The following is a 21,183-nucleotide window of genomic DNA, read 5'->3' as shown; positions in this document are numbered from 1 at the left end:
TTAAATACATTAGATAGTCCATGGGCCACGCATCGGTTGGTCAATTAAACGATTGGCCGCTTCATCATCAACAAATAACTGCTTATCTGGATCAAATTTTAAGGATCTACCTAACCTTACAGATGCTAAACCCATATTTACCAAGGTGCAAGAACGATAACCATTATCCTCGTTTAATGCAAATTTCTGTCTCTTTTTCACTGCTTCAACAAAGTCGACCACTTGCTCTTCCGGTTCGGGGAATGTCGCTAGTTTACGTTCCATGTCCGGGATATCCGATTTAAACCCGGGATATAATTTACCATTAGGCCCATCGATATAAGGCACATCTTTATCTTTCCCTTCACCGTCGAGGATAATTTTACATCCATCAGCATAGGTATATTCAATTCGTCGCCACGTGCCAACTGCGTCGCTGTGTTGCTGTGGAGCGTCTACTTCAACCGAAATCGGGCTTTCATTGTCCTTCCCTAGGAAATACTGTATTGGATCCAGGTAATGTTGTCCCATATCACCTAAACCGCCTCCATCATAGTCCCAATAGCCCCGGAAGGTTTGATGAACACGATGTGCATTATAAGGTTTGTATTGAGCAGGCCCCAGCCACATATCGTAATTCAATTCGCTAGGCACTTGTTCAGGCGTCAAATTCTCTTTTCCGACCCAATAGAATTTCCAATCAAATCCCGTATGTCTACTTACAGTAACTTTCAGTGGCCAGCCGAGCATACCGGAATCCACTAATTTCTTGATCTTCTTTACCGGAACAGCCATTCCGTAGAAATTATCCTTAAATCTAAACCAGGTGTTTAATCTAAAAATCCGCCCATGTTGTTGCACAGCCTCTTTTACACGTTTACCTTCTCCTATTGTACGCGTCATGGGTTTTTCACACCATATATCTTTTCCGGCACGTGCAGCTTCAGCGGCCATGATACCATGCCAATGAGGCGGTGTGGCGATATGAACGATATCCACTTCCGGAAGTTGAATCAATTCACGGAAATCTGACAGTTGCTTAACACCACTATCATTCAGCTGTTTCATGGCTATCGCTAAATGTCTGGTATCAACATCACAAATAGCAACGGTTTTGGTGCCGGCATAGGAAAAATGACCGCGTCCCATAGCTCCAACACCAATAATACCTTTTGTTAGGTGGTCACTCGGAGCCAAATATCCCTGTCCTCCCAGTACAAACCGCGGGACGATGCTAAATGCTGCCGCTGCTAGGGCAGACTTCTTGATAAAATCCCTTCTCGAGGTACTTTTTTCTTTCATTTGTGCTTTAATTTTTGGTTTCAGGATCCTCTCTCAAAAAATAAGTTCGATTTAAGAAAAATCCATTCGATTTGTTGTTTTAAGTATTGACTATGCTTGATGATTTTCTCTGCAATTAAAAGTCTCTTTATTACTCTCTATTTAATTAACCGGACAGACAAAATGACCTTTTTTCTCGGAGATACTATCGTTTATCCGATAAATGAAGGACATGATCAGTGGCACCAATAAATAACCAGATGGCTCATAATACCAAGTTTGATTTAGCTAAATATTGCAGTTTAAGATCGATAAAATGATGATGTTCGACCAAAATGGCTGTTAATTTAATAATAAAATAATAGGATTGCCAATTTATTCATCACGCAAACGGTTGCGTTAGTAAAAAGCTTTCCGCAAAACGGCTAAGCTCTTAGGAACTGCTGTTAATGGGTCTTCTTTTCCTTCCATCTCTAATGAAATATAGCCTTTAAAATTCACTTTACGCAATATGCCGGCGATCCGTTGATAATCTAAATCTAACGTATACCATTCTCCACCTCCGTAATAGGTCTTCGCTTGAACAATGGTAGCATAAGGTGCTAACTGTTCGAACTGACTATACGGGTCGCCGGCAAAATTACCGGTATCCAGATTTAGTCCCATGGCCGATGAGCTTTTTAAGGCTTCGTATATTCGTAATAAGCCCTCAACCTGTGTCGTAAGTCCCCAATGGTTTTCGATGGCCAAAATCACACCCTCCTGCTCTGCCTTTATCAGGCATTCTCCCGTCGCATCTATTACCCATTTAAAGGCATCATCATCGGTATATCCCGCTAAGGGCGTTTCCTTTCCTTTTACGGCCATCAACTCGTCAAAGGTTCCTGCTGTGTTCCATCGACCTGAGTTCAACCGGACACAAGGGATTCCCATCTGCACAGCCAGATCGATGCAGTGCTTGGTATGTGCGATGTTCTTTTTTCTGTCTTCTTTATCAGGTGATACAAAATCCTGATGAATCGATAGCATAGGTAAGGCCAAACCACTTTCGAAAGCAAGACGCTTTAATTTATTCATATATCCGGTAGTTTCGTTTTCCATTTGACGATGTAGTATTTCTACACCATCAAAACCCAACGTCGCTGCCTGTTCAATTACCTGCTCAATGGGAAACTTTTCCTTTTTAAAATGCCAATACGAATACGTGGATACACTGATCGGATTGCGCTTAACATTTGTCGACTCCCCGATAGTTGATTCAACTTGATTGTATGGGCTAATCAGGGCTCCCAATCCAGCCATCGAAGCTTTCTTCAGAAAACTTCTTCGATGTTCATGCATACTTTTTATCATGATCTTTTAGTTTAAAAATGAGGTGTCTCCTATGTTTGTTGTAAGCACCTGTAGGAGACACCCTTATCGGTTAAAAATAATCTACTGATTCTGTTTCAACACATCTGCACCCATAATATCAATCTGTGCTTGCGGAATCGGAAAATACTCATTCTTTCCAGCCGTAAAACTAGCACCCTGTAGATAGGTTCGTTTTTGCTTCTCTTTTTCAAGATAAGTATTTAATGTTTCAGCAGCAACATGCCAACGTACTAAATCGAAAAAGCGATGTCCTTCCAATGCTAACTCAAGCCTTCTTTCAAATCGAACGGCTTTTCGTGCGTAATCCTGACTTGGAAATGATGGATACTCTCTTATGACATAAGTGGCTGCCGGTGTGCCATCATCTTTTGTTACCACTTCATTTGCTGCTCTTCGCCTGATTTGATTCACCAAATCCAACGCGCTAGTGAGGTCGCCATCCTCCACCGCAATTTCTGCACGCATTAACAGGACGTCGGCATATCGTAAGGCGCGATAATTATTTGAATTTGCCCTGGGTGATTCCGCTCCGGCATTATCGCCATTGGCCGCAAAGAATTTTTTGAAAGTATACGGACCGGCAAAACTTTGATCGCGGATCCAATTTCGTCCCGGATGAATCCCCCAGTTAAGGAAAGGAATACCACGTCTACCAACGGTCCAATCTAAACGAGGGTCCAAATTACCTGTGTAGGGTTCAAATGGATCAGAAGAAGCTAAGCCCTCATCATTCTTAACATCGACATCATTAAAATTGTCCAATAACGGCAAGCCACTTTCATCGGTTTTGAAAGCATTTACTAAGTTTTGAGAAGGCTGAAAGAAACCGCAACACCCCCCTGGTCCAGAGCCATAGGGAAAATTCAAATTATCGCCCCAAAAGCCGTTTTGTCCACTTCCTCCGTCGCCAACAGACATTTGGACTTCCAAAATCGATTCAATATTATTTTCGGTTGCCACTTTAAAATTATCATGAAAATTACTTACTAATTCAAAAGGACCGTTATTGATGATATCATCCAATAGCGGTCGAGCCGCTTCATAATCTTGTTGAAACATATGTACTTTAGCAAGCACTGCCTTTGCCGTCCATTGACTTGCCCGCCCTACATCTTTCTTTGTAGCTGATAAATTATCTACGGCGAATTGTAGATCAGCTTCAATCATAGGCCAAATATCTTTGTCATTTGGCAAGTTGATAAAGTCCGTGACGTTATCGTCAACGTAAGGCACCATATTCCACATCTTCTTTGCTTCAAAATGATACCATGCACGTAAGAAGCGTGCTTCCGCTGTTGCCTGTGCGACCTCAGCCTCTGTCATATCGGTCGTTTTCTTGATTAACTTAAGCACATCATTGGCGCGAGAGACGCCATCATATACTGTAATCCATTTTTCATTAAAGGCAGCGATATCCGGTTGACTAACATAGCGTTCAATGGTTGTTATCTGCGCCTGATCGCCCACATCGCTTCCTTTATAGGCGTCATCAGATGCCACCGATCCATAAATCCAATTGCTAGCTGACGATGTGAATGTATAACCGGAACCTACCCCGTCCAACAAACTATATGCGCCAATTAAGACGGCATCAACGCCCGACTTCGTAGCCAGCAATTCTTCATTTGCTAAACCTAATGGTTTCTTTTCCAGAAAACTTTTACCACAGCCCTGCATAACGCAAAAGGCCAACAGTATATATATCGATAAATTTGATCTTTTCATAATATGCTTTTTATTCCTTAGAATCCAACATTTATTCCTAACTGATACATTTTAGCTAATGGATAATTCCCTTGGTCAACACCCAATGTAGTGGTACCTGGCGTTGAACCCACCGATGTGATTTCAGGATCAATACCGGAGTAATCAGTGATAGTAAACAGGTTCTGCCCTTGCACATATATCCTAGCACTTTGCAATCCTAATTTCTGTAAAAGATCAGCAGGAAAAGTGTAGCCCAGGGTCAGATTTTTTAAGCGGAAGTAAGAACCATTTTCAATAAAATAGGATGATGGTTGTTGACTTCTACTATCATTGGCATCCAATATCGGTAATACGGCATCAGGATTTTCAGGAGTCCATGAATCATTAAGCATGCGTAAGCTGCGATTACCGGCTTGGTTATTGAAATCAACCCATCGTTTTACCATGTTTAGAATATCATTTCCCTGAACCCCTTGAAAAAATGCAGAAAGATCAAAATTCTTATAACCTAAATTAATGTTCAATCCATACGTAAAGTCGGGATGCGGATTTCCAATAAAAGTGCGGTCATTATCGGTAATTACGTTATCTCCATCTAAATCTCTATATTTGTATTTCCCCACTGCGGCATAACCGGGATACGCAGGGCCATTCGCTAAATCTTGCTCATTTTGATAAATTCCATCGATTACGTGACCATAAAAGGAATACAAGGGTTGGTCTACGGTTGACCGTGTCCAAACATAACTTCTGATATTCGGACCTAGCAAGATAGCAGATTCATTGTTGTTCAACTTAACGACCTTGTTTTTATAAGCCGAAATATTAGCACTAATACCATAGGTGAAATCTTTGCTTGTATTATTCTGGAAGTTCACTGCGAAATCAATCCCCTTGTTGTTCATTTCGCCTACATTAACAAAGGGCACGGTTGCCGTTCCTTGCGTTGCAGGCAATGCCAATTGGTATAACATATCGGATGTGGTTCGATTATAAACATCCAAATTAAAGCCAAGCATTCCCTTTAAGATCGTCATATCTAAACCGATATTGGTTTGCGTCGTGGTTTCCCATTTTGCATCAGGATTTCCGAAAGCATCCGTATCAAATCCGGGCTTAACTGCATTGTTTGATCCGTTAATGGCATAAGAAGATAAATTAAGCGAGGAGCGATAAGTATTAAACCCGTTATAGTTCCCGATTTCTTGGTTACCGGTTTGTCCCCAGCCTGCGCGAATCATCAAATTATCCAACCATTTTAATTCCGACAAGAAGCTTTCTTGAGAAATCCGCCAACCGCCGCTAAATGCGGGGAACGTACCATAGCGGTTATTACTACCGAATCGACTCGAGCCATCTCTTCTTACAGTCGCTTCCAGCAAATATTTATCCTTAAGGCTGTAATTCACTTTTCCAAATATTGAAAACAGCGCCCATTCGTATCGGCTACCACTATTGTTGATCCCGGCTGTTCCCGAATTAAGATCCATAAAATCCGGATCCTCCGAAAAATAGGTTGTCCTGACTGCTGAGAAGTCTTCACCGAATCCTTTTATTGCTTCGGTACCCGCCAGAATATTTAGGCTGTGTATATCATTAAATACTTTTTTGTAATTTAATGTATTCGTCCACGTTAAGTTGATATCATTGATATTCGCTTTAGTCATGGAGTTTGCCGCCTCAATTTCCGCCTCTTCCCGATCCATCAATACATAATTCACTCGGTTGGTGTTCGTATAGTCAAACCCTAAGCTTGTACGACCGGTCAAACCCTCGATAATATCCACTTCCGCGAAAACATTGCCAAATGCTCTCAACGTTTTGGCTTGATTGTCTTTTGTGCGATATAACTGAGCAAGTGGATTAGTCGCTGGTCCTAAGCCTGCAGCTCGCGTTGCTGCAAAATTCCCCATGATATCGTAAACAGGTATAATAGATGGAATCCGATAACCGTTTCCAATGGGATTGCCATCTTGATTGTTGGTTGAACTTGCTGTTCCATTATTGTAATAATACCCTTTATTCTGGGTATAACTTACTTCCAGATTTTCTCCCAAGCGAATGATTTTCTTAATATTAAATTCGGTATTGGAACGAAGTGAATACCGATCGAATGATGTATGTTCCAACACCCCTTCCTGGTTTAAGTAATTGAGTGATAAGGCATAGCGACCCTTATCGGATCCTCCTGTAGCTCCTAGGTTATATTCTTGAACAATGGCTGGTCTTAATATTTCTTTATGCCAGTCAGTGCCTTCCTTATTAGCCCGGACAATTTGATAAAAATTATCCGCGTTATAACTGTACAAGGAAGGATCAACACGGGGATCTCCCTCGAATAAGCCATAACTGGAGCCTGCCAGGATATAATCCGGTACAACCGGATTGGGGCCGTTACCATACTGTTGATGCGATGGATTGCCATTGGTCAGGATGCCTGCATTTCGACGTTGCGTCCATAGCAGTTGGCCAAATTGCAAGGGATCTTTAATTAGGCCTAAATTTACATGACCGGTTTGTACCCCTACCCGTGTGTCAAAAGTTATTCTGGAATCACCGGCACTCCCCTTTTTGGTGGTAATGATAATGACACCGTTGGCTGCACGCGACCCGTAGATGGAGGTAGAGGAAGCATCCTTCAGTACTTGCATCGATTCGATATTATTTGGATTAATGCTATTCAATCCACCTTTCGTTGGCACACCGTCAATAATATAAAGGGGATCGTTATTATTGATGGTGCTAAAGCCACGTACCCGAACAGTAGCTTCACCACCAGGTGTGTTATTGCTGGTTACGGTAACACCTGCCGCCCTACCCTGCAATTGTTGTGCTACGTTAGGCGCCTGAACTTTAGTGAGTTCTTTAACATTAACGACTGAAACGGCACCCGTAATATCTTTTTTAACCTGGGTTGAATACCCGGTTAAAACCACTTCTTCCAAAGTGTTTAAATCTTGATTAAGGGTTACATTTAAGCTAGTTTGATTACTAACGACAAGTTCACGGGCCTGATAACCAACCGAGGTAAATACAAGCACATCACCTTTTTTTACAGACAAGGTAAAGGTACCATTTACATCGGATGCAGTTGCCTTACTGCTTCCTTTTACGCGAATGCTGACTCCCGGGATGGGATTGGGCGGTTCCGCATTATCATTTACAATTCCTTTAATCACAAAATCTTGCTGTTGATGGAGCGAGTAATTACTCGCAACCACGAATGAAAAGTTAAATAGACAAAAGAGAAATAAAGTTCCCATGTAGGTCCATTTAACGCTACGGGATCTAAAATGTGTTTTGTTCATACGGTTTGAGCTTATAAGTGATAAAATGTTTGAATTGAGTTTTAGTACCGAACTTTCTTGTTGCTTAATTAACCTCCTTTCTTAAAATCAATAAATAACAATGTATTTGTGTTAATTTACACGATTCAAACTCACTCAAATGGTTTTTATGGACATAGCTGTTCATTGGAAAAGTTATTTCCTTTTAACCCATATCATAAAATCCTTGTTGAACAATCAGCAAAACTTCGAATACGACATTTTACTATTGCTTTATCCCGTAGTCAATACCAGGCATAATTGGTTATATCAGTAGAATCTGACGAAAACAAATATAGCGATTTTATCATCGCATGCAAGACAAATCGCTTTTATCCAACATACGGTTATCTTTTCCTATATGTTTATTGGTGGAAACTTAAAAACATAAAGTCTACCGCAGAAAAAAAACAGGTCGGGGCGTTTTAGCGCTGCTCCGACCTGTTTTTAAATTATTACCATCCAGGATTCTGCCCCAACTTGGGATTCCGATCAAGTTGTGGCTGCGGAATCGGCCATAAATAATTTTTCGGATCTTCAAAGCGCCTATTCCATTGCGCTTGCAAATACCCTTCTGGACTGATACGGAAAGAACCGCGTGACAATTCAGGAAACCATGTGGCTTTTACTCCTTCAATGGGTGCAGCCAATCGTTCACCCTCTTTCCACCTTCTTACATCAAAATAGCGCTGTCCTTCCAATGCCAACTCCACACGCCGTTCGCGCCGGATTTCTGTGCGAACATCCAGGCCGTTAGCGGCCATAAAGCCTAAATCCATATGAACCATACCTACCCTGTCTCGAAGAAGATTTATAGACCTATCTAAATCTTCCTGGGTCAATTTCCCCTGCTCAAAGCGGGCTTCCGCATACGTCAACAGAACCTCAGCATATCGTATTAAATGAATATCATTGTCGTCCCTTCCAACCAGTCCAACAGCTGAAGGTGTCACATATTTCTTATAATAATAACCTGTCGTAGTCATACAACCACGGCCATCTTGATTGAATTTCGGTCGCATGAAAACACTTGGATTATCGTTCTCATTAATCGGTCTGCCGTCATAACGCCCTCCCCAGGTATCGCCTGGAACCAAAATCGTTTGCGTCATTCGAGGATCGCGATTTCGAAAAATACTTTCGTAGGTACTATCTTGGTACATAGGCGATTTATTGATTGGCAAACCGTCGGTACATAGGTAAGAATCCACCAACGAGCGTGTTGGTACAAAACGTGCCGACTGATCGGGTACTTGGATCTCCCTACTAAGGTTATGCATAATGATATCCATTAGATGTAGCCGTGCAAGGATGGTCTCTTGGTTACGGCCGTTGGCCAATTTACCGGCATTGGTGAACAATTCCCAATAAGATGTTGCTGGATTACCATTGCTATACAAGCGATACACACCCAAATCCATTACAGCTTTCGCCGCCTCTTCAGCTACATCGTATCGCCCTTCCGCCAAGGCAATACGTGCCTTTAAAGCAAGTGCGGCTCCTTTATTTATTCTTCCTAAGCGATTACCTGTCGGAATTGTCGGTGACAGAATGGCTGCCGCGCTATCTAAATCTGCCAATATAAAATCCACGACTTCCTCACGGGGCGTACGTTCTCCATACACCTCTTCATCGCCAAGCTCTAAAGGCCTCAAAACTAATGGAACATCGCCCCAGAAAGAAACGACGAAACTATAGGCAAGCGCTCTTAGTACCCTGACCTCCGCTGCCAGCAGCTCGTTCGCGCCAGGGCTTGTCTCTGCTGCAGTTCGATAATTTGCCAGAAAAGTATTAGACTCACGAATGTCTCGATACATATTACGCCATTCATCATTTACTGTCGGTTGTGTAACCGGAAACACTCCCGAACCGATATCCTTATATTGATTTGTAGAAGGCCACATGGTGTTCTCGCCCATATTCTCCATATCAACAGTATTCTTTGCTTTTACCCGTGAAAAAATAGCCGTCATTGCCATTTCGAGCTGCTCTGTATTTTTCCAGTAGCGCTCATTCGGTATTGCATCCAAAGGTTCACGGTCTAAATAATCTTTACATCCGGTAATACTGAAAAAACATACCAGTATCCCTGTATAGTATACGCACTGCCTGATCATTAAGCTCTTCATTTTTTAACTATTTTTTTGCTATCGAAAATTTACGTTCAAGCCTACAACAAACGTTTTTAGTTGTGGATAAAAATTAGCCCCTTGCGCTACCGGTGCTTCAGGATCGTACCCATAAAAGAAATCGGTCAAAGTGAAAAGATTTTCCGCCGACACATAGAAGCGCAACTTACTGGCTCTAAATTTTTCGGTAATCCGACTCGGTAAGGTATAGCCCAACTGGATATTTTTTAGTCGCAGATAAGCTGCATTCTCTATCCAATAAGATGACAACCGGGTGTTATGTTGTCGATTGAATACAAAACGAGGATAACTTGCATCTGGATTTTCAGGTGTCCACCGGTCTAAATGCACTCGCTGAGGCATGGCGCTATTGTTAATGAAAGGATGCCTAGCGGAACCGGTTAACCAACCATCGGCCTTGCCCACTCCTTGTAAGAAAAAACTGAAATCAAATCCTTTCCAAGCTAGATCTCCCCTAAAGCCGTACGTATATCGTGGAATATCACTGCCTAATACATGTCGATCCTTACCGACCGTAATGGCTTCATCTTCCGGGCTAGCTGGGCGATAGATCAGATCTCCAGGAGCTACCAAATCTCCTGCCTGAAACGGAAATTTCGGCACATATTCTCCATCAATCAAGTCGAAATCGTCGATTTGAGCGATACGTTCTGCAATAAAGCCATATAACGCATCGATAGGATATCCCACTAAACGCACGCGGTCACTTAGGTTTTGGGCATAATCGTCTAAGCGCGTAATCTTGTTCCGAACATCCGATAAATTGAGATTAACGCCATACTTGACTTCACCTATTTGATCGCGCCAAGCAAGGTTAATTTCCCAACCCTTATTTTGTACTGCGCCGGCATTTTGGGAAGGATAGTTTGTCCCCATACCAATAACATCCGGCAATGGCGGATTTAACAGAATATCGTTCGTATTATTTATAAAGTAATCCGCAGTCACGTCGAAACGTCCCTTCAGCATGGTTAAATCCAGACCAACATTGAATTTTTCGGCCTGTTCCCAGGTGACAATACGGTTAGCAAACTCCGTTTGACGATAACCAATACGCGGTTGGTTTCCGATAGGATTATTGGATCCAACTTGTGCAGGTTCCAGAATAGACATATAGGGATAATAGAGATCGGTATCCCCTCTTCTTATACGATCATTCCCTTGCGTACCATAAGAAATCCGCAGTTTGGCAGTTTGAAAGGTCGTTCGCCATTTATCAAAAAAATCCTCCTCAGAGAACACCCATCCTGCTGAAACTGATCCAAACCAATTCCAACGTACTTCCGGCGCAAAACGAGAAGACCCGTCATATCGAAAATTTCCTTCAAATAGATATTTGCTGTCATATGCATAGTTTGCCCTTCCAAAAAAAGACTGCAATGCATATTGATAACCACTGCTGTTATTCAATGGATTATCAACGCCAAGATTCAAAGACGGAATATCTACCGGGAGATTCTGTCTACTTGCTGTAAAGCTATTATTGATATTCTCTTCCTGTGAAACTCCCAGTAAACCGTTTACTTCATGTTTTTCGTTAAAAGTTTTCGTATAATTCGCCGTACCAATAAAGGTCTGATAGAGATTCGTATAATCAGTCACATTAATGGAGTTTGGATAGTTCGTTTGATAAATAAGCTCATTATCATCCGGACTATAATAGTTTATAGTCGAACTTAATACAGTTCGTTTGGAATTCGAACGAACCAATCCATATTGTCCCTTAATATCCAAACCATCAGCAATCGTTAACGTCGCGCTTAAATTGGCTGTCACTTCCTGCGAACCGAAGTCATTGTATCCTCCATCATTTGCTATCGCCACTGGGTTAGCCTGACCGCCATGATAGCCCCAGCTACCATTTGTAAAACGAACCGGTACAAGGGGTGTGATACTTGTTGCTGAAGCCAGTAGGGCGCGTCCTCCATCACCTCCGGCGTTGCTTTGTACATCGCGATCAATGTAGCCCACATTAGCATCTAGCTTCAATCGGTCAAGTAACGTCGTATTAATACGGGCGCGAACATTATGCCTATTTGCTTTAAATTGATCGCCAACCACAAGACCTCCTTCACCTAGGTAACCATAAGACAAGAAATAGCTCATATCGTTGCCTCCACCGTTAATATTGACATTATGGCTCTGTTGTGGCGCATTGTCTTTGTAAATTTCTTCTATCCAATTGGTATTGGCGAAATAATTCGGATCGGATCCATTGCGGGCAATTTCAATTTGCTCAGCTGAGTAAACGGGTGTTTGCCCTGCATTTTGCGTAGCTTCGTTATGGAGTTCCATAAATTCAGGAGAGCCTAAAAACTCCGGTAAAGCCGTTGGCGTCTGTATACCATAATAACTATTCAGCGAAATATTGGGTGGCGTGCCTTTCTTTCCGGTTTTGGTAGTGACTAATATCACGCCGTTTGCTCCTCTAACACCGTATATCGAAGATGAAGCAGCATCTTTCAATACCGAAATGCTTTCGATGTCATCCGGATTCAAAATATTAAGATCGCCTCCGGGAATCCCATCTATGACCACTAAGGGTGATGCATCTCCCCAAGTACCAATGCCTCTTACTCGAATGGACGGTGCGTTTCCCCCTGGAACTGTGTTTGTATTCCTAACGGTAACTCCGGGTAGGATGCCCTGCATACCGCGACCAACATTAGTAATTGGCCTACTTTCTAAGTCTTTAGCGGTCATAGCAGTTACCGCTCCCGTTAGATTGATTTTCTTCTGGGTGCCATACCCCACAACAACAACCTCTTCAAGCGATGCTACGTCTTCTTCTAAGAAGACATTGAAATTTGCATCATTTCCCGTAATCCTCCGTTCTACTGCTTGGTACCCCATAGAAGTAAACACCAAAATATCGCCCTGGTTAACGGACAACGAGAAATTTCCATTTTCGTCCGTCGTCGTTCCTCCTTGGCGATGTTTATTACGGACGTAAACCCCAATCAGCGGATTTGCAGGTTCGTTCGTATCAAATACACGCCCATTCACAGTAAGTACGGAATCTTGTGTAGCACCAGTCCGGAGCGGTACGATGGCTCGAGCCTGAATTCTGATCTGATTACCTGAGACCATATAACTTAGGCCGGCGTCTTTCAACACCTGATCCAGTGTTTGTAGTAAATCTTTGTTCTTTGCATTGATATTGATTTTTTTACCAGCGACAAGCTTATCGCTGTAAAAAACAGCGTATTTAGTCTGTGTTTGAATTTCTTTAAAAAAATCGCTTAATGCACCGTTTTTAATTCGAACACTGATTTTACCTTGGGAGTACGAGTTAGCATGCACTACCATGACGTTAATGCAAACTAAAAATGCAGCCAATTTTAACATTCGAAAAATTTTAATGACAGTATTAACCTGCTTGGGTGGTGATTGGCAGGTGTAAAAAAAATTCATACTTTAGTAGATCGATTAATTAATTATTCCAGTTAATTTTTTGTAAACGGGGGGGTGTTGCAGCACCTTCCCTATTTGAATTTTTGGTTGATTATCCTACTTCGTCTGGATGTATACCCTCCTTCCTATTTGATTGACAGTATATTTTGAAACATCAAATACATTTTGCAACACTTCAGGCAATGTTTGAGTCAGATCCAGGCTCCCTGAAAAGGTTTCATCCTCGATGGCTGGCTTGGGCAGCTCAATTTCCGCATTATAGAAACGCTCTAATTTCTTTAGCATCTCCTCTAAGTTCATGCTATTCAAAAGCAATCTCCTATTAGTCCATGAAATCGAGCTTTCAGAGGCCGGTTGAATCAACAGCTTTTGTCGGCTTTTTCCGAAGCGAGCCTCTGTCCCCGGTTTTAGCATCCGGCGTTCAAAAGACTGATTTCCATTTGGTAACAACGCGATATTCCCCGTCAATAAAAGCACCGACACATAATCATCATCGGCATAAGCACTAAGATTGAAACTCGTACCAAGTACCTGTATTTTCATCACCTCTGATAAGACAAAGAAAGGTCTGTTGGCATCTTTAGCAATCTCAAAATAACCCTCACCTTCCAGATAAACGGCTCGGTCTTTTTCGTTAAATTTTTCAGGAAACGTTAATATGGAGCCGGCATTCAGCCAAACTTTTGTTCCGTCTTCCAAAACGATTTCACTCCGTTTTCCGTAAGGTACGCCAATTGAATTATAACCCACCTGCTCGTTTTGTGAAACATGCTCTTGTTTTACAAATTGTTTGTAAACAACCAATGTATCGTGAAGCACCCGTGTTTTTTTTTCAGCGTTGATAAATTGCACATCATCTGATTTCGAAAGGTATCCTTTATTAATAATCGCAACCTTTTGAATATCAACCTCTGGTATATTGACATGATATAAGTAAAGAGCAGCACCGATCAGAAAAAGCACGATAGCGGCCACCAAGCCTTTTCGTAGAGAGGGAGTTGTATTTTTCCGAGGCTCAATCGTATGGTGAATTTCATGCCAAAGCGCTACATTTTCCTCTTCCGAAAAAGATGCATTCTTGACGTTTTTTACTGTATCGACAATCGCGTTGGCCAAAGATGCCTGCTTATCATCGCTAGGCATGTTCACGTCTGGTTTATCCTCATTCAAAATATCTTCGGCCTTTTTCTTTCCCATTTAAGATTGTCTTTTATAGGTAAGAGTAAAGCAGTTAATTTTTATAGACTAAATTTTTAATTTTTTTTCAAAAAAACGATTTAATATTTGACAAATAATGAGACGCATACTATCATAAAAATTTCAAGTTTAGCTTGTAAATCGTTATCTTGTTTGCGTCCTTTCATCGAACTTTAAAGTCAAGAATTTCTTTTGAATTAAACAACCACCAGCCTATTTTAACAAGACACAGGACAAGACATGCTAGGTACTTTCTTCGGGGTGAGTCCAGGGTGAGTCCACATTGGGTCCAGGGTGAGTCCAGGTTTTTAAGGTAAAAACCTGGACTCACCCTGGATGGCACATAGATAGTATTTGTAGTAAATTCGAAGCAATTACCTGAAAAGTACAATTATGGTGTTGGGATGGATTACAGAGGGGAGAAGAGATCTCAGAAGCGATTAAAAACACTTAGACAAATCTAAACAAATTTATTGCTGGATCAATATAACTAAAATCAAGAAGCAGCTAATAACGAACATTAGATAACAGAAGGCAAAATACCTGCACTAGTGGTATGTCTTCTACATGCTCTCGCAATTGCTTGATTGCACGATATATTAAGGTGCGACAGCTCGCGATAGAAATATCAAGGATACTTGCTATTTCCTCATATGACAGCTCTTCATTAAATTTCAGGTAGATGACTTCCCTTTGACGTGCCGGCAGTCGTTTGATCAGCTGCTGAAGCTTAACAACAAGCTGCCTATCTTCTTCCTTTTTGATCCACACCGTTTCGGGGCTCCATTCCAGATCAAAGGGATAATCGATCCGTTCCAAGAGCGCTTGACTTCTATTATCCTTTCTTAATCGAGCTAAAACATTATTCCGCAAAGAAGTAAAAAGATAAGAAAGCGGATTAACGTCTGGATTTAGCTTGCTTCGATAATGAAAAAGATTAACAAATAGATCATGTAGGCAGTCTTTGATAACATCGCGGTCAGCATGATATTTCATGCCGAATGCAAAAAGCCGATCGGCATAAAGCTTGTAAATATTTTCAAAAGCTCGGTCGTTGCCTTTGATAAATGCTTTCCAAAATGCTCGCTCGTTTAGATTATCCATCTCTAGATCGAAATTCGACTATTCATCAAACAGGTTGAAAAAAATATTCGGCCAAAATAGCAAACAAAAAATCCTCAGATATTACGTTAAGGTTATGTTTTTATTAATTGGTTATCTATCGGTCTTCATAAAACGCTCAATCTCATTTTGAGCCCTTATAGCGCGCCGTTTAAAGCTAAAGATACTTTCTGATTTGACAACAGAAAGTATCTTTGTAATTTATGCAATCTTTCAACTAACTTAGAGCAGCTCCCACTTTTTCCAATAGAAGCTTGGTTTTCTTTATCCCTTCGTCTTCACTCAATTTACTTCCTTCGTACTCTATGCCTACATGCCCTTTATATCCGGCATCTTTCACAATTTTCATCATACGCAGGTAGTCAATCTGCGTTTCATTACCTTCGTTATCGAAATCATGAGTTTTAGCGCTTACGCCTTTGGCAAATGGCATTAAGTCTGTAACGCCCTGATAACGATCATATTCGTAAAAATTACCAAAGTCCGGTAGACTTCCGCAGTTCTTTTTACCCACTTGTTTCAAAACAGCGCTCAGCCATTGTCCATCTGAAGACATACCACCATGATTCTCTACGATCACATTAATTTTATGTTTAGCCGCAAACTCGCTTAGCCTTCCTAAACCATCAATGGCAGCGCCTTTCACCTCTTCTGCAGAGCCTTTCCCGGCAGCATTTACTCGTATTGCATGGCAGCCTAAAAACTTAGCCGCTTCCACCCATTTATAATGATTCTCCACGGCCGTCTTACGTTCCGCATCGTCAGGTGCCCCCAGGCTTCCTTCTCCATCAACCATGATCAATACATTCTTCACGCCATTATCTTTCGATCGTTTTAACATGTCTTTAAGGTAGGCTTGGTCTTTCGCTTTGTCTTTAAAGAACTGATTTACATATTCTACAGCAAAAATGCCATATTTCTTTGCCGCAGTTTCCGCAAAATCTAAATTATCCATTTGTTTACCAAATAACGTCTTATGCAACGACCATTGTGCCAAGGATATATCAAAAAAATACTTCCCGTTGGTAGATGCGAAAAGGTCTAGTGGTAAATTAGATAAAGCGGTAAGGCCTAAAGCTCCTGCCCCCATTTGCTTTAAGAATTCTCTTCTGTTACTCATGATTTTTTGGTTTGTATAGGCAGGCAATTTAGAAAAAAAAGAGGAAAGATTTCTATTGCCGAAGAATATTTAATGCCAATTACGAACCTTAGGCTTTACGTTTACAATCTTTTATTCAGAAATAATGTACGTTAATTTTTACAGATTACTTGCCCTATAAAAAGCACAAAAAACTGATAGGGAGACTTTTCTATTAAAGAGAGCCGACGACGGGGATCGAACCTGCGACCTACGCATTACGAATGCGTTGCTCTACCAGCTGAGCTACGTCGGCTTTTGTAAGACAAAAATAATATGGAACGCCTAATTGTCAAATCATTTTTACAAACTATTTATACGTTTCCCCATCCATTAGCCAACACATCCGCTAAGTGCATCGTTTTTATGGGAAGATTTTGCTTATCAATATAGGCCTGAAGATGCAATAAGCATGAAGCGTCTGTTGAGATGATGTACTCAGCATCCATAGCAAGCGCATTATTTACTTTTTGTTCAGCCATGGCAGAAGATATTCCACTAAATTTAACTGCGAAGGTTCCGCCAAAACCACAACAGGTATCTTGGTCGCGCATCTCAACAAGCTCCAACCCATCTACTTTTGCCAATAGCTGACGCGGTTCTTCTTTTATTCTACACTCCCTCAAGGCTGAGCATGAGTCGTGATAGACCGCTCGCCCTTCCAATTCTGCTCCAAAATAGTCCTTTTTTACTATATTTATTAAGAAGTCTGATAGTTCGTGTATACTTGATTGAATGCTACGGCACTTATTATGCACCATTGAATTGGTAAAAAGATCATTATAAGCATTTTTCACCATACCTGTGCAAGACGCCGAAGGGGATATTATATATTTAGCTTCCGCGAAATCGTCGAGAAATTTATTGCCAATAACCTTAGCCTCATCCCAAAATCCCGCATTGTAGGCCGGCTGCCCACAACAGGTCTGTTCAGGGTTGTATTGTACTTTACACCCTGCCTTCTCCAACACTTTAATTGTGTTAAAAGCGGTTGTTGGATATAGTTGATCAATAAAACAGGGTATAAATAAGCTTACTTCCATAGGTATTCCATTTGTTTCAAAGGTAATAATTGTTTTTGATAGGTTCTATTCCGGTTGTCAAAGCCGGTGTCCTCCAAGGCCGTTTTCTCCAGCCCTTAAGTCCTTATTGGCTGCTCGCAAAAGCTCTCCGTTCTACTAAAATGCCGCCTCCAAAATTTACAACTAGCACTGGGAGGCACTAACACTCCTAAATTTTGCCTGCCTGCGGTAGGCAGGCAGCGGCGAGCTTTCTTTGCTTCTTTCTTTCGCGGAGAAAGAAAGAAGTTAAAATAAACGTTCCTTTAATCTTAATACACTCTAATTCAACGAAACATTCTCTTTATTATTCTGACGGAGAAGTCGAATCAAAAAGAACATACCTATGCCGAAGAACAATGCTAACGATAATGCAGAATATCGAATGTTTTTTGTTTGTTCTTCGATAAAAGCAAAAAAGAAAAGCCCAATGACAATGGCGAGTTTTTCCGTTACATCATAAAAACTAAAAAAAGCCGTTGTATCCTCTTCTTCACGGGGTATTAATTTGGAATAGGTGGACCTAGACAACGACTGGATTCCTCCCATGATAAGTCCTACTAATGCTGCTAAGATGTAAAATTGCATCTCTGTTTGTATCAAATAAGCGCTAAAACAGACAACGATCCATAACAACACGGCTATGATCAAGACCCGTACATTACCCAGTCTTTTGGCCAACGTAGACATAAAAAAAGCGCCTAAGATAGCTACCAATTGAATAATCAGGATCGTGGCAATTAATTTCGATGCTCCCAAATGCAATACTTTCTCGCCAAAAGCAGCCGCTACCAACATCGTTGTTTGCACGCCCATTGCGTAAAAAAAGAAAGCGCCTAGAAACTTTTTAAGATTTTGCAATCCCTTAATTTTAATCCACACCGCGTTCAGCTCATTAAAACCGCTTCTTAAAATATGTGTATTTATTTTGTTTGGCTTCACTTTTCCTGATGGTAGCTTCTTGAACGGTATTTGAGAAAAACCCATCCACCAGAGCCCAACCAATAAAAATGAAAGACGAGGGGCAAAAGTAGCATCCTGAATACCGAACCATTCCGGTTTAAGAACAAATACGAAACAAATGATCTGTAATAAAACACTCCCTATATAACCATAAGCAAATCCCTGGGCACTTACCCGATCCTGTTCGTCAATGCTTGCTATCTCCGGCAGGTAGGAGTTATTGAAAAGCACACCCCCTATATAGCCCATCGCAGCAAGCGTACTACAGATAATTCCCCACTCTAAAGTATTTAGTTTAAAGAAAAACAGTCCAATACAGGAAAGGCCTCCCAAATAAGTAAAGACTTTCATGAATGACTTTTTGTTTCCTCTATTGTCGGCAATTGCAGAAAGAACAGGCAGTACGATGGCCATGATCAAATAAGCACAGGCAAGCGAGTAATTTGCTAATGCGGTATTAATAAATTGAAAGCCAAAAAAATTAACTTGATCACCCTTATCCTGCGTAGTAGTAATCGCCGTGTAATAGGCTGGAAAAATGGTAGAAGTGATTACCAAATTATAAGCGGAGTTCGACCAATCGAACATGGCCCAGGCCCTAATGGTTGATTTATCGTTTAGTTTCATTCAAGTCGTTTCCTTTACCACAAACCTAATATTTCTTTTCCAAATTAAAGGCAAGCACTAGTCCCATTTAAACAAGAAGAGCCGTTTCATAGATAGAAACGGCCCTCTTGTTCAAGCGAAGTATGAATTAGTAACCTTCATTTTGCTTTAAAGTTCCGCTACTTTGATCGATCTGATCTTGCGGTATTGGGAAATATTCGTTCCGTGAACTAAAGGTAAGATTACGGTAAGATTGTAAAAATCCACCTTCAAATCCCGAATAGCTTTCAAGCACATCCTTGGCAACGCCCCATCGAACTAAGTCAAAGAACCGATGTCCCTCCATAGCTAATTCCAATCGACGTTCAAACCGCACCGCGTTGCGAGCGTATTCTACACTTGGAAAGGAAGGATAAGGTTTTACATCGTATTGAGCAGCTGGTGTATCTCCTATCGAAATCGGCGCTATTGTAGCCGCCCTTGCTCTAACTGAATTTACTAAGCGAAGTGCTTCACTTAAATTTCCCAATTCAATTTGACATTCGGCCGCCATTAAAACAACGTCAGCCAGTCGAATTAGGTTCACGTTCAGATCATTAATGTAGGCTGCACCGGAAACCGTATGTGAAGGGAACTGCGCGACCGGAACCTGATTCTTCTTGCCCACAAAGGGACCTGCATAACTAGCCAAACGAATCCAAGCATCACCAGGCATGGTACCATAATCCAAATAAGGAACTCCTCGCCTACCAACCGTATAATCCAGACGAGGGTCAAAACGTAAATTAACGTCTAATTGGTAATTATCCTTTGCGGCCCCGCTCAAACCAAAGTCCGACTTGTAGGGATTGCTGCGATAAGATCCGTCTAAATACGGCAAGCCTTGTTCATTCACTTTAAAGGCATTAACCAAGTCGAAGGTTGGCTGGAAGAATCCGCAGCAACCTACCGGTGAAGTGCCATACAGGCCACTCAGCATATCACCTACATTGGCGTTATCTCCAGTTCCGTCTGGACTAATAGCATGTTGGACAGCAAAAATAGATTCCGGACCATTTTCTGTTGTTACATCAAAATTATTCTCATAAGGCATGGACGTAATATCTTTTCCTGCCATTACATTTGTAAAGTGCTGCAGAGCTTCTGCATATTGTTTTTGGTACAACAATACTTTCCCCAAATAGGCTTCAGCCGCCATTTTATCTACCCGACCAACCTGTCCGTTTATTTTTTCCACGGGTAGGTTTTCCACCGCAAACTCAAGATCAGCAACAATCATTGGGTATACATCGGTATCATTTGGTTTAGTCTTCGCCTCATCCGGCGGTGTATTTTCGTCCACATACGGGATGTTTTTAAATACTCTTACTAGGAAAAAATAATAATGAGCCCTTAACATACGTGCCTCGCCTTGAATTTGAGCAGCACGATCGGCGCTAATTGTCTTATTTCCAGCTTGATCAGCCGCTAACACCCGCAATGTATTGTTACATCTAGCAATTCCCTCATAATAACGGGTCCACATAACAGAAAGGTTATCGTTGGTACTTGTAGGCTGATATACCTCAATAAGATTCATGTTAGGCTGGTCAGTACCATCACTTCCCTTATGCGCGTTATCAGAGGCTACCTCCCCAAATAACCATTGGCTTGGTGCAGAAGCATAATTTCCCCAAGTCCCATCCTGATTACCATTCAAAAGTGCGTAGGCCCCAACTAGTAAGCCTTCCACCCCTTCACTACTTATCACCTGCGGGTCTGACAGCTGCCCCTGGGGAACTTTCTCCAAAAACGACTTACTACAAGAGCCTAGTGCTAAGAGAGAAATACTTATCAATATTGCAATTTTATTCTTTTTCATCGGATAC

General features: G+C 41.4%; 12 protein-coding genes and 1 tRNA gene. All 13 read right to left on the bottom strand.

What is annotated here, in order from left to right; translation table 11 throughout:
* Window positions 1–9: 9 nt before the first annotated feature.
* Window positions 10–1,281 carry a Gfo/Idh/MocA family oxidoreductase gene (locus E0E36_RS18775; protein WP_013666218.1) on the bottom strand — a complete coding sequence of 424 codons (1,272 nt, stop codon included), beginning with the start codon at window positions 1,279–1,281 and terminating at the stop codon, window positions 10–12.
* Window positions 1,282–1,659: 378 nt separating this feature from the next.
* Window positions 1,660–2,613 (bottom strand): sugar phosphate isomerase/epimerase family protein, encoded by a 954-nt coding sequence (locus E0E36_RS18770; protein WP_130857318.1) that lies wholly within the window; start codon window positions 2,611–2,613, stop codon window positions 1,660–1,662.
* 81 nt (window positions 2,614–2,694) lie between these two features.
* Entirely contained in the window at window positions 2,695–4,359 is a 1,665-nt protein-coding gene (locus E0E36_RS18765) for a RagB/SusD family nutrient uptake outer membrane protein (protein ID WP_130857317.1), read from the bottom strand.
* A 17-nt stretch (window positions 4,360–4,376) separates the two neighbouring features.
* On the bottom strand, window positions 4,377–7,604 hold the full coding sequence (locus E0E36_RS18760; protein ID WP_242627313.1) for a SusC/RagA family TonB-linked outer membrane protein: 3,228 nt from the start codon (window positions 7,602–7,604) through the stop codon (window positions 4,377–4,379).
* A 518-nt stretch (window positions 7,605–8,122) separates the two neighbouring features.
* Window positions 8,123–9,796, bottom strand: coding sequence for a RagB/SusD family nutrient uptake outer membrane protein (locus E0E36_RS18755; RefSeq protein WP_242627311.1), 1,674 nt, complete (start codon window positions 9,794–9,796; stop codon window positions 8,123–8,125).
* An 18-nt stretch (window positions 9,797–9,814) separates the two neighbouring features.
* A complete protein-coding gene (locus tag E0E36_RS18750; RefSeq protein ID WP_041388297.1) occupies window positions 9,815–13,165 on the bottom strand; it encodes a SusC/RagA family TonB-linked outer membrane protein in 3,351 nt (1,116 codons plus the stop codon).
* Between the two features lie 162 nt (window positions 13,166–13,327).
* Window positions 13,328–14,428, bottom strand: coding sequence for a FecR family protein (locus E0E36_RS18745; RefSeq protein WP_130857315.1), 1,101 nt, complete (start codon window positions 14,426–14,428; stop codon window positions 13,328–13,330).
* 507 nt (window positions 14,429–14,935) lie between these two features.
* Entirely contained in the window at window positions 14,936–15,532 is a 597-nt protein-coding gene (locus E0E36_RS18740; protein WP_130857314.1) for an RNA polymerase sigma factor, read from the bottom strand.
* A 235-nt stretch (window positions 15,533–15,767) separates the two neighbouring features.
* Window positions 15,768–16,670, bottom strand: coding sequence for a sugar phosphate isomerase/epimerase family protein (locus E0E36_RS18735; protein WP_013666210.1), 903 nt, complete (start codon window positions 16,668–16,670; stop codon window positions 15,768–15,770).
* 201 nt (window positions 16,671–16,871) lie between these two features.
* Window positions 16,872–16,944: transfer RNA gene (locus tag E0E36_RS18730), tRNA-Thr, on the bottom strand.
* A 58-nt stretch (window positions 16,945–17,002) separates the two neighbouring features.
* Window positions 17,003–17,731 (bottom strand): (Fe-S)-binding protein, encoded by a 729-nt coding sequence (locus tag E0E36_RS18725; RefSeq protein ID WP_013666209.1) that lies wholly within the window; start codon window positions 17,729–17,731, stop codon window positions 17,003–17,005.
* Window positions 17,732–18,028: 297 nt separating this feature from the next.
* Complete coding sequence (locus E0E36_RS18720) at window positions 18,029–19,336, bottom strand: MFS transporter (RefSeq protein WP_130857313.1); 1,308 nt, start codon at window positions 19,334–19,336, stop codon at window positions 18,029–18,031.
* Window positions 19,337–19,463: 127 nt separating this feature from the next.
* Window positions 19,464–21,176 (bottom strand): RagB/SusD family nutrient uptake outer membrane protein, encoded by a 1,713-nt coding sequence (locus E0E36_RS18715; RefSeq protein ID WP_013666207.1) that lies wholly within the window; start codon window positions 21,174–21,176, stop codon window positions 19,464–19,466.
* Between the last annotated feature and the right edge of the window lie 7 nt (window positions 21,177–21,183).

Source organism: Olivibacter jilunii (genome assembly GCF_900607235.1).
Taxonomy (GTDB): domain Bacteria; phylum Bacteroidota; class Bacteroidia; order Sphingobacteriales; family Sphingobacteriaceae; genus Olivibacter; species Olivibacter oleidegradans.
The sequence above is the reverse complement of the archived record's forward strand: the minus strand, read 5'-3'. Positions and strand labels throughout refer to the sequence as shown.

Excerpts from the sequence above, each read along its gene's own strand:
- E0E36_RS18740 (WP_130857314.1), bottom strand. The coding sequence starts at position 15,532 with ATGGATAATCTAAACGAGCGAGCATTTTGGAAAGCATTTATCAAAGGC.
- E0E36_RS18770 (WP_130857318.1), bottom strand. The coding sequence starts at position 2,613 with ATGATAAAAAGTATGCATGAACATCGAAGAAGTTTTCTGAAGAAAGCT.
- E0E36_RS18735 (WP_013666210.1), bottom strand. The coding sequence starts at position 16,670 with ATGAGTAACAGAAGAGAATTCTTAAAGCAAATGGGGGCAGGAGCTTTA.
- E0E36_RS18720 (WP_130857313.1), bottom strand. The coding sequence starts at position 19,336 with ATGAAACTAAACGATAAATCAACCATTAGGGCCTGGGCCATGTTCGAT.
- E0E36_RS18775 (WP_013666218.1), bottom strand. The coding sequence starts at position 1,281 with ATGAAAGAAAAAAGTACCTCGAGAAGGGATTTTATCAAGAAGTCTGCC.
- E0E36_RS18750 (WP_041388297.1), bottom strand. The coding sequence starts at position 13,165 with ATGTTAAAATTGGCTGCATTTTTAGTTTGCATTAACGTCATGGTAGTG.
- E0E36_RS18715 (WP_013666207.1), bottom strand. The coding sequence starts at position 21,176 with ATGAAAAAGAATAAAATTGCAATATTGATAAGTATTTCTCTCTTAGCA.
- E0E36_RS18745 (WP_130857315.1), bottom strand. The coding sequence starts at position 14,428 with ATGGGAAAGAAAAAGGCCGAAGATATTTTGAATGAGGATAAACCAGAC.
- E0E36_RS18760 (WP_242627313.1), bottom strand. The coding sequence starts at position 7,604 with ATGGGAACTTTATTTCTCTTTTGTCTATTTAACTTTTCATTCGTGGTT.
- E0E36_RS18755 (WP_242627311.1), bottom strand. The coding sequence starts at position 9,796 with ATGAAGAGCTTAATGATCAGGCAGTGCGTATACTATACAGGGATACTG.
- E0E36_RS18765 (WP_130857317.1), bottom strand. The coding sequence starts at position 4,359 with ATGAAAAGATCAAATTTATCGATATATATACTGTTGGCCTTTTGCGTT.
- E0E36_RS18725 (WP_013666209.1), bottom strand. The coding sequence starts at position 17,731 with ATGGAAGTAAGCTTATTTATACCCTGTTTTATTGATCAACTATATCCA.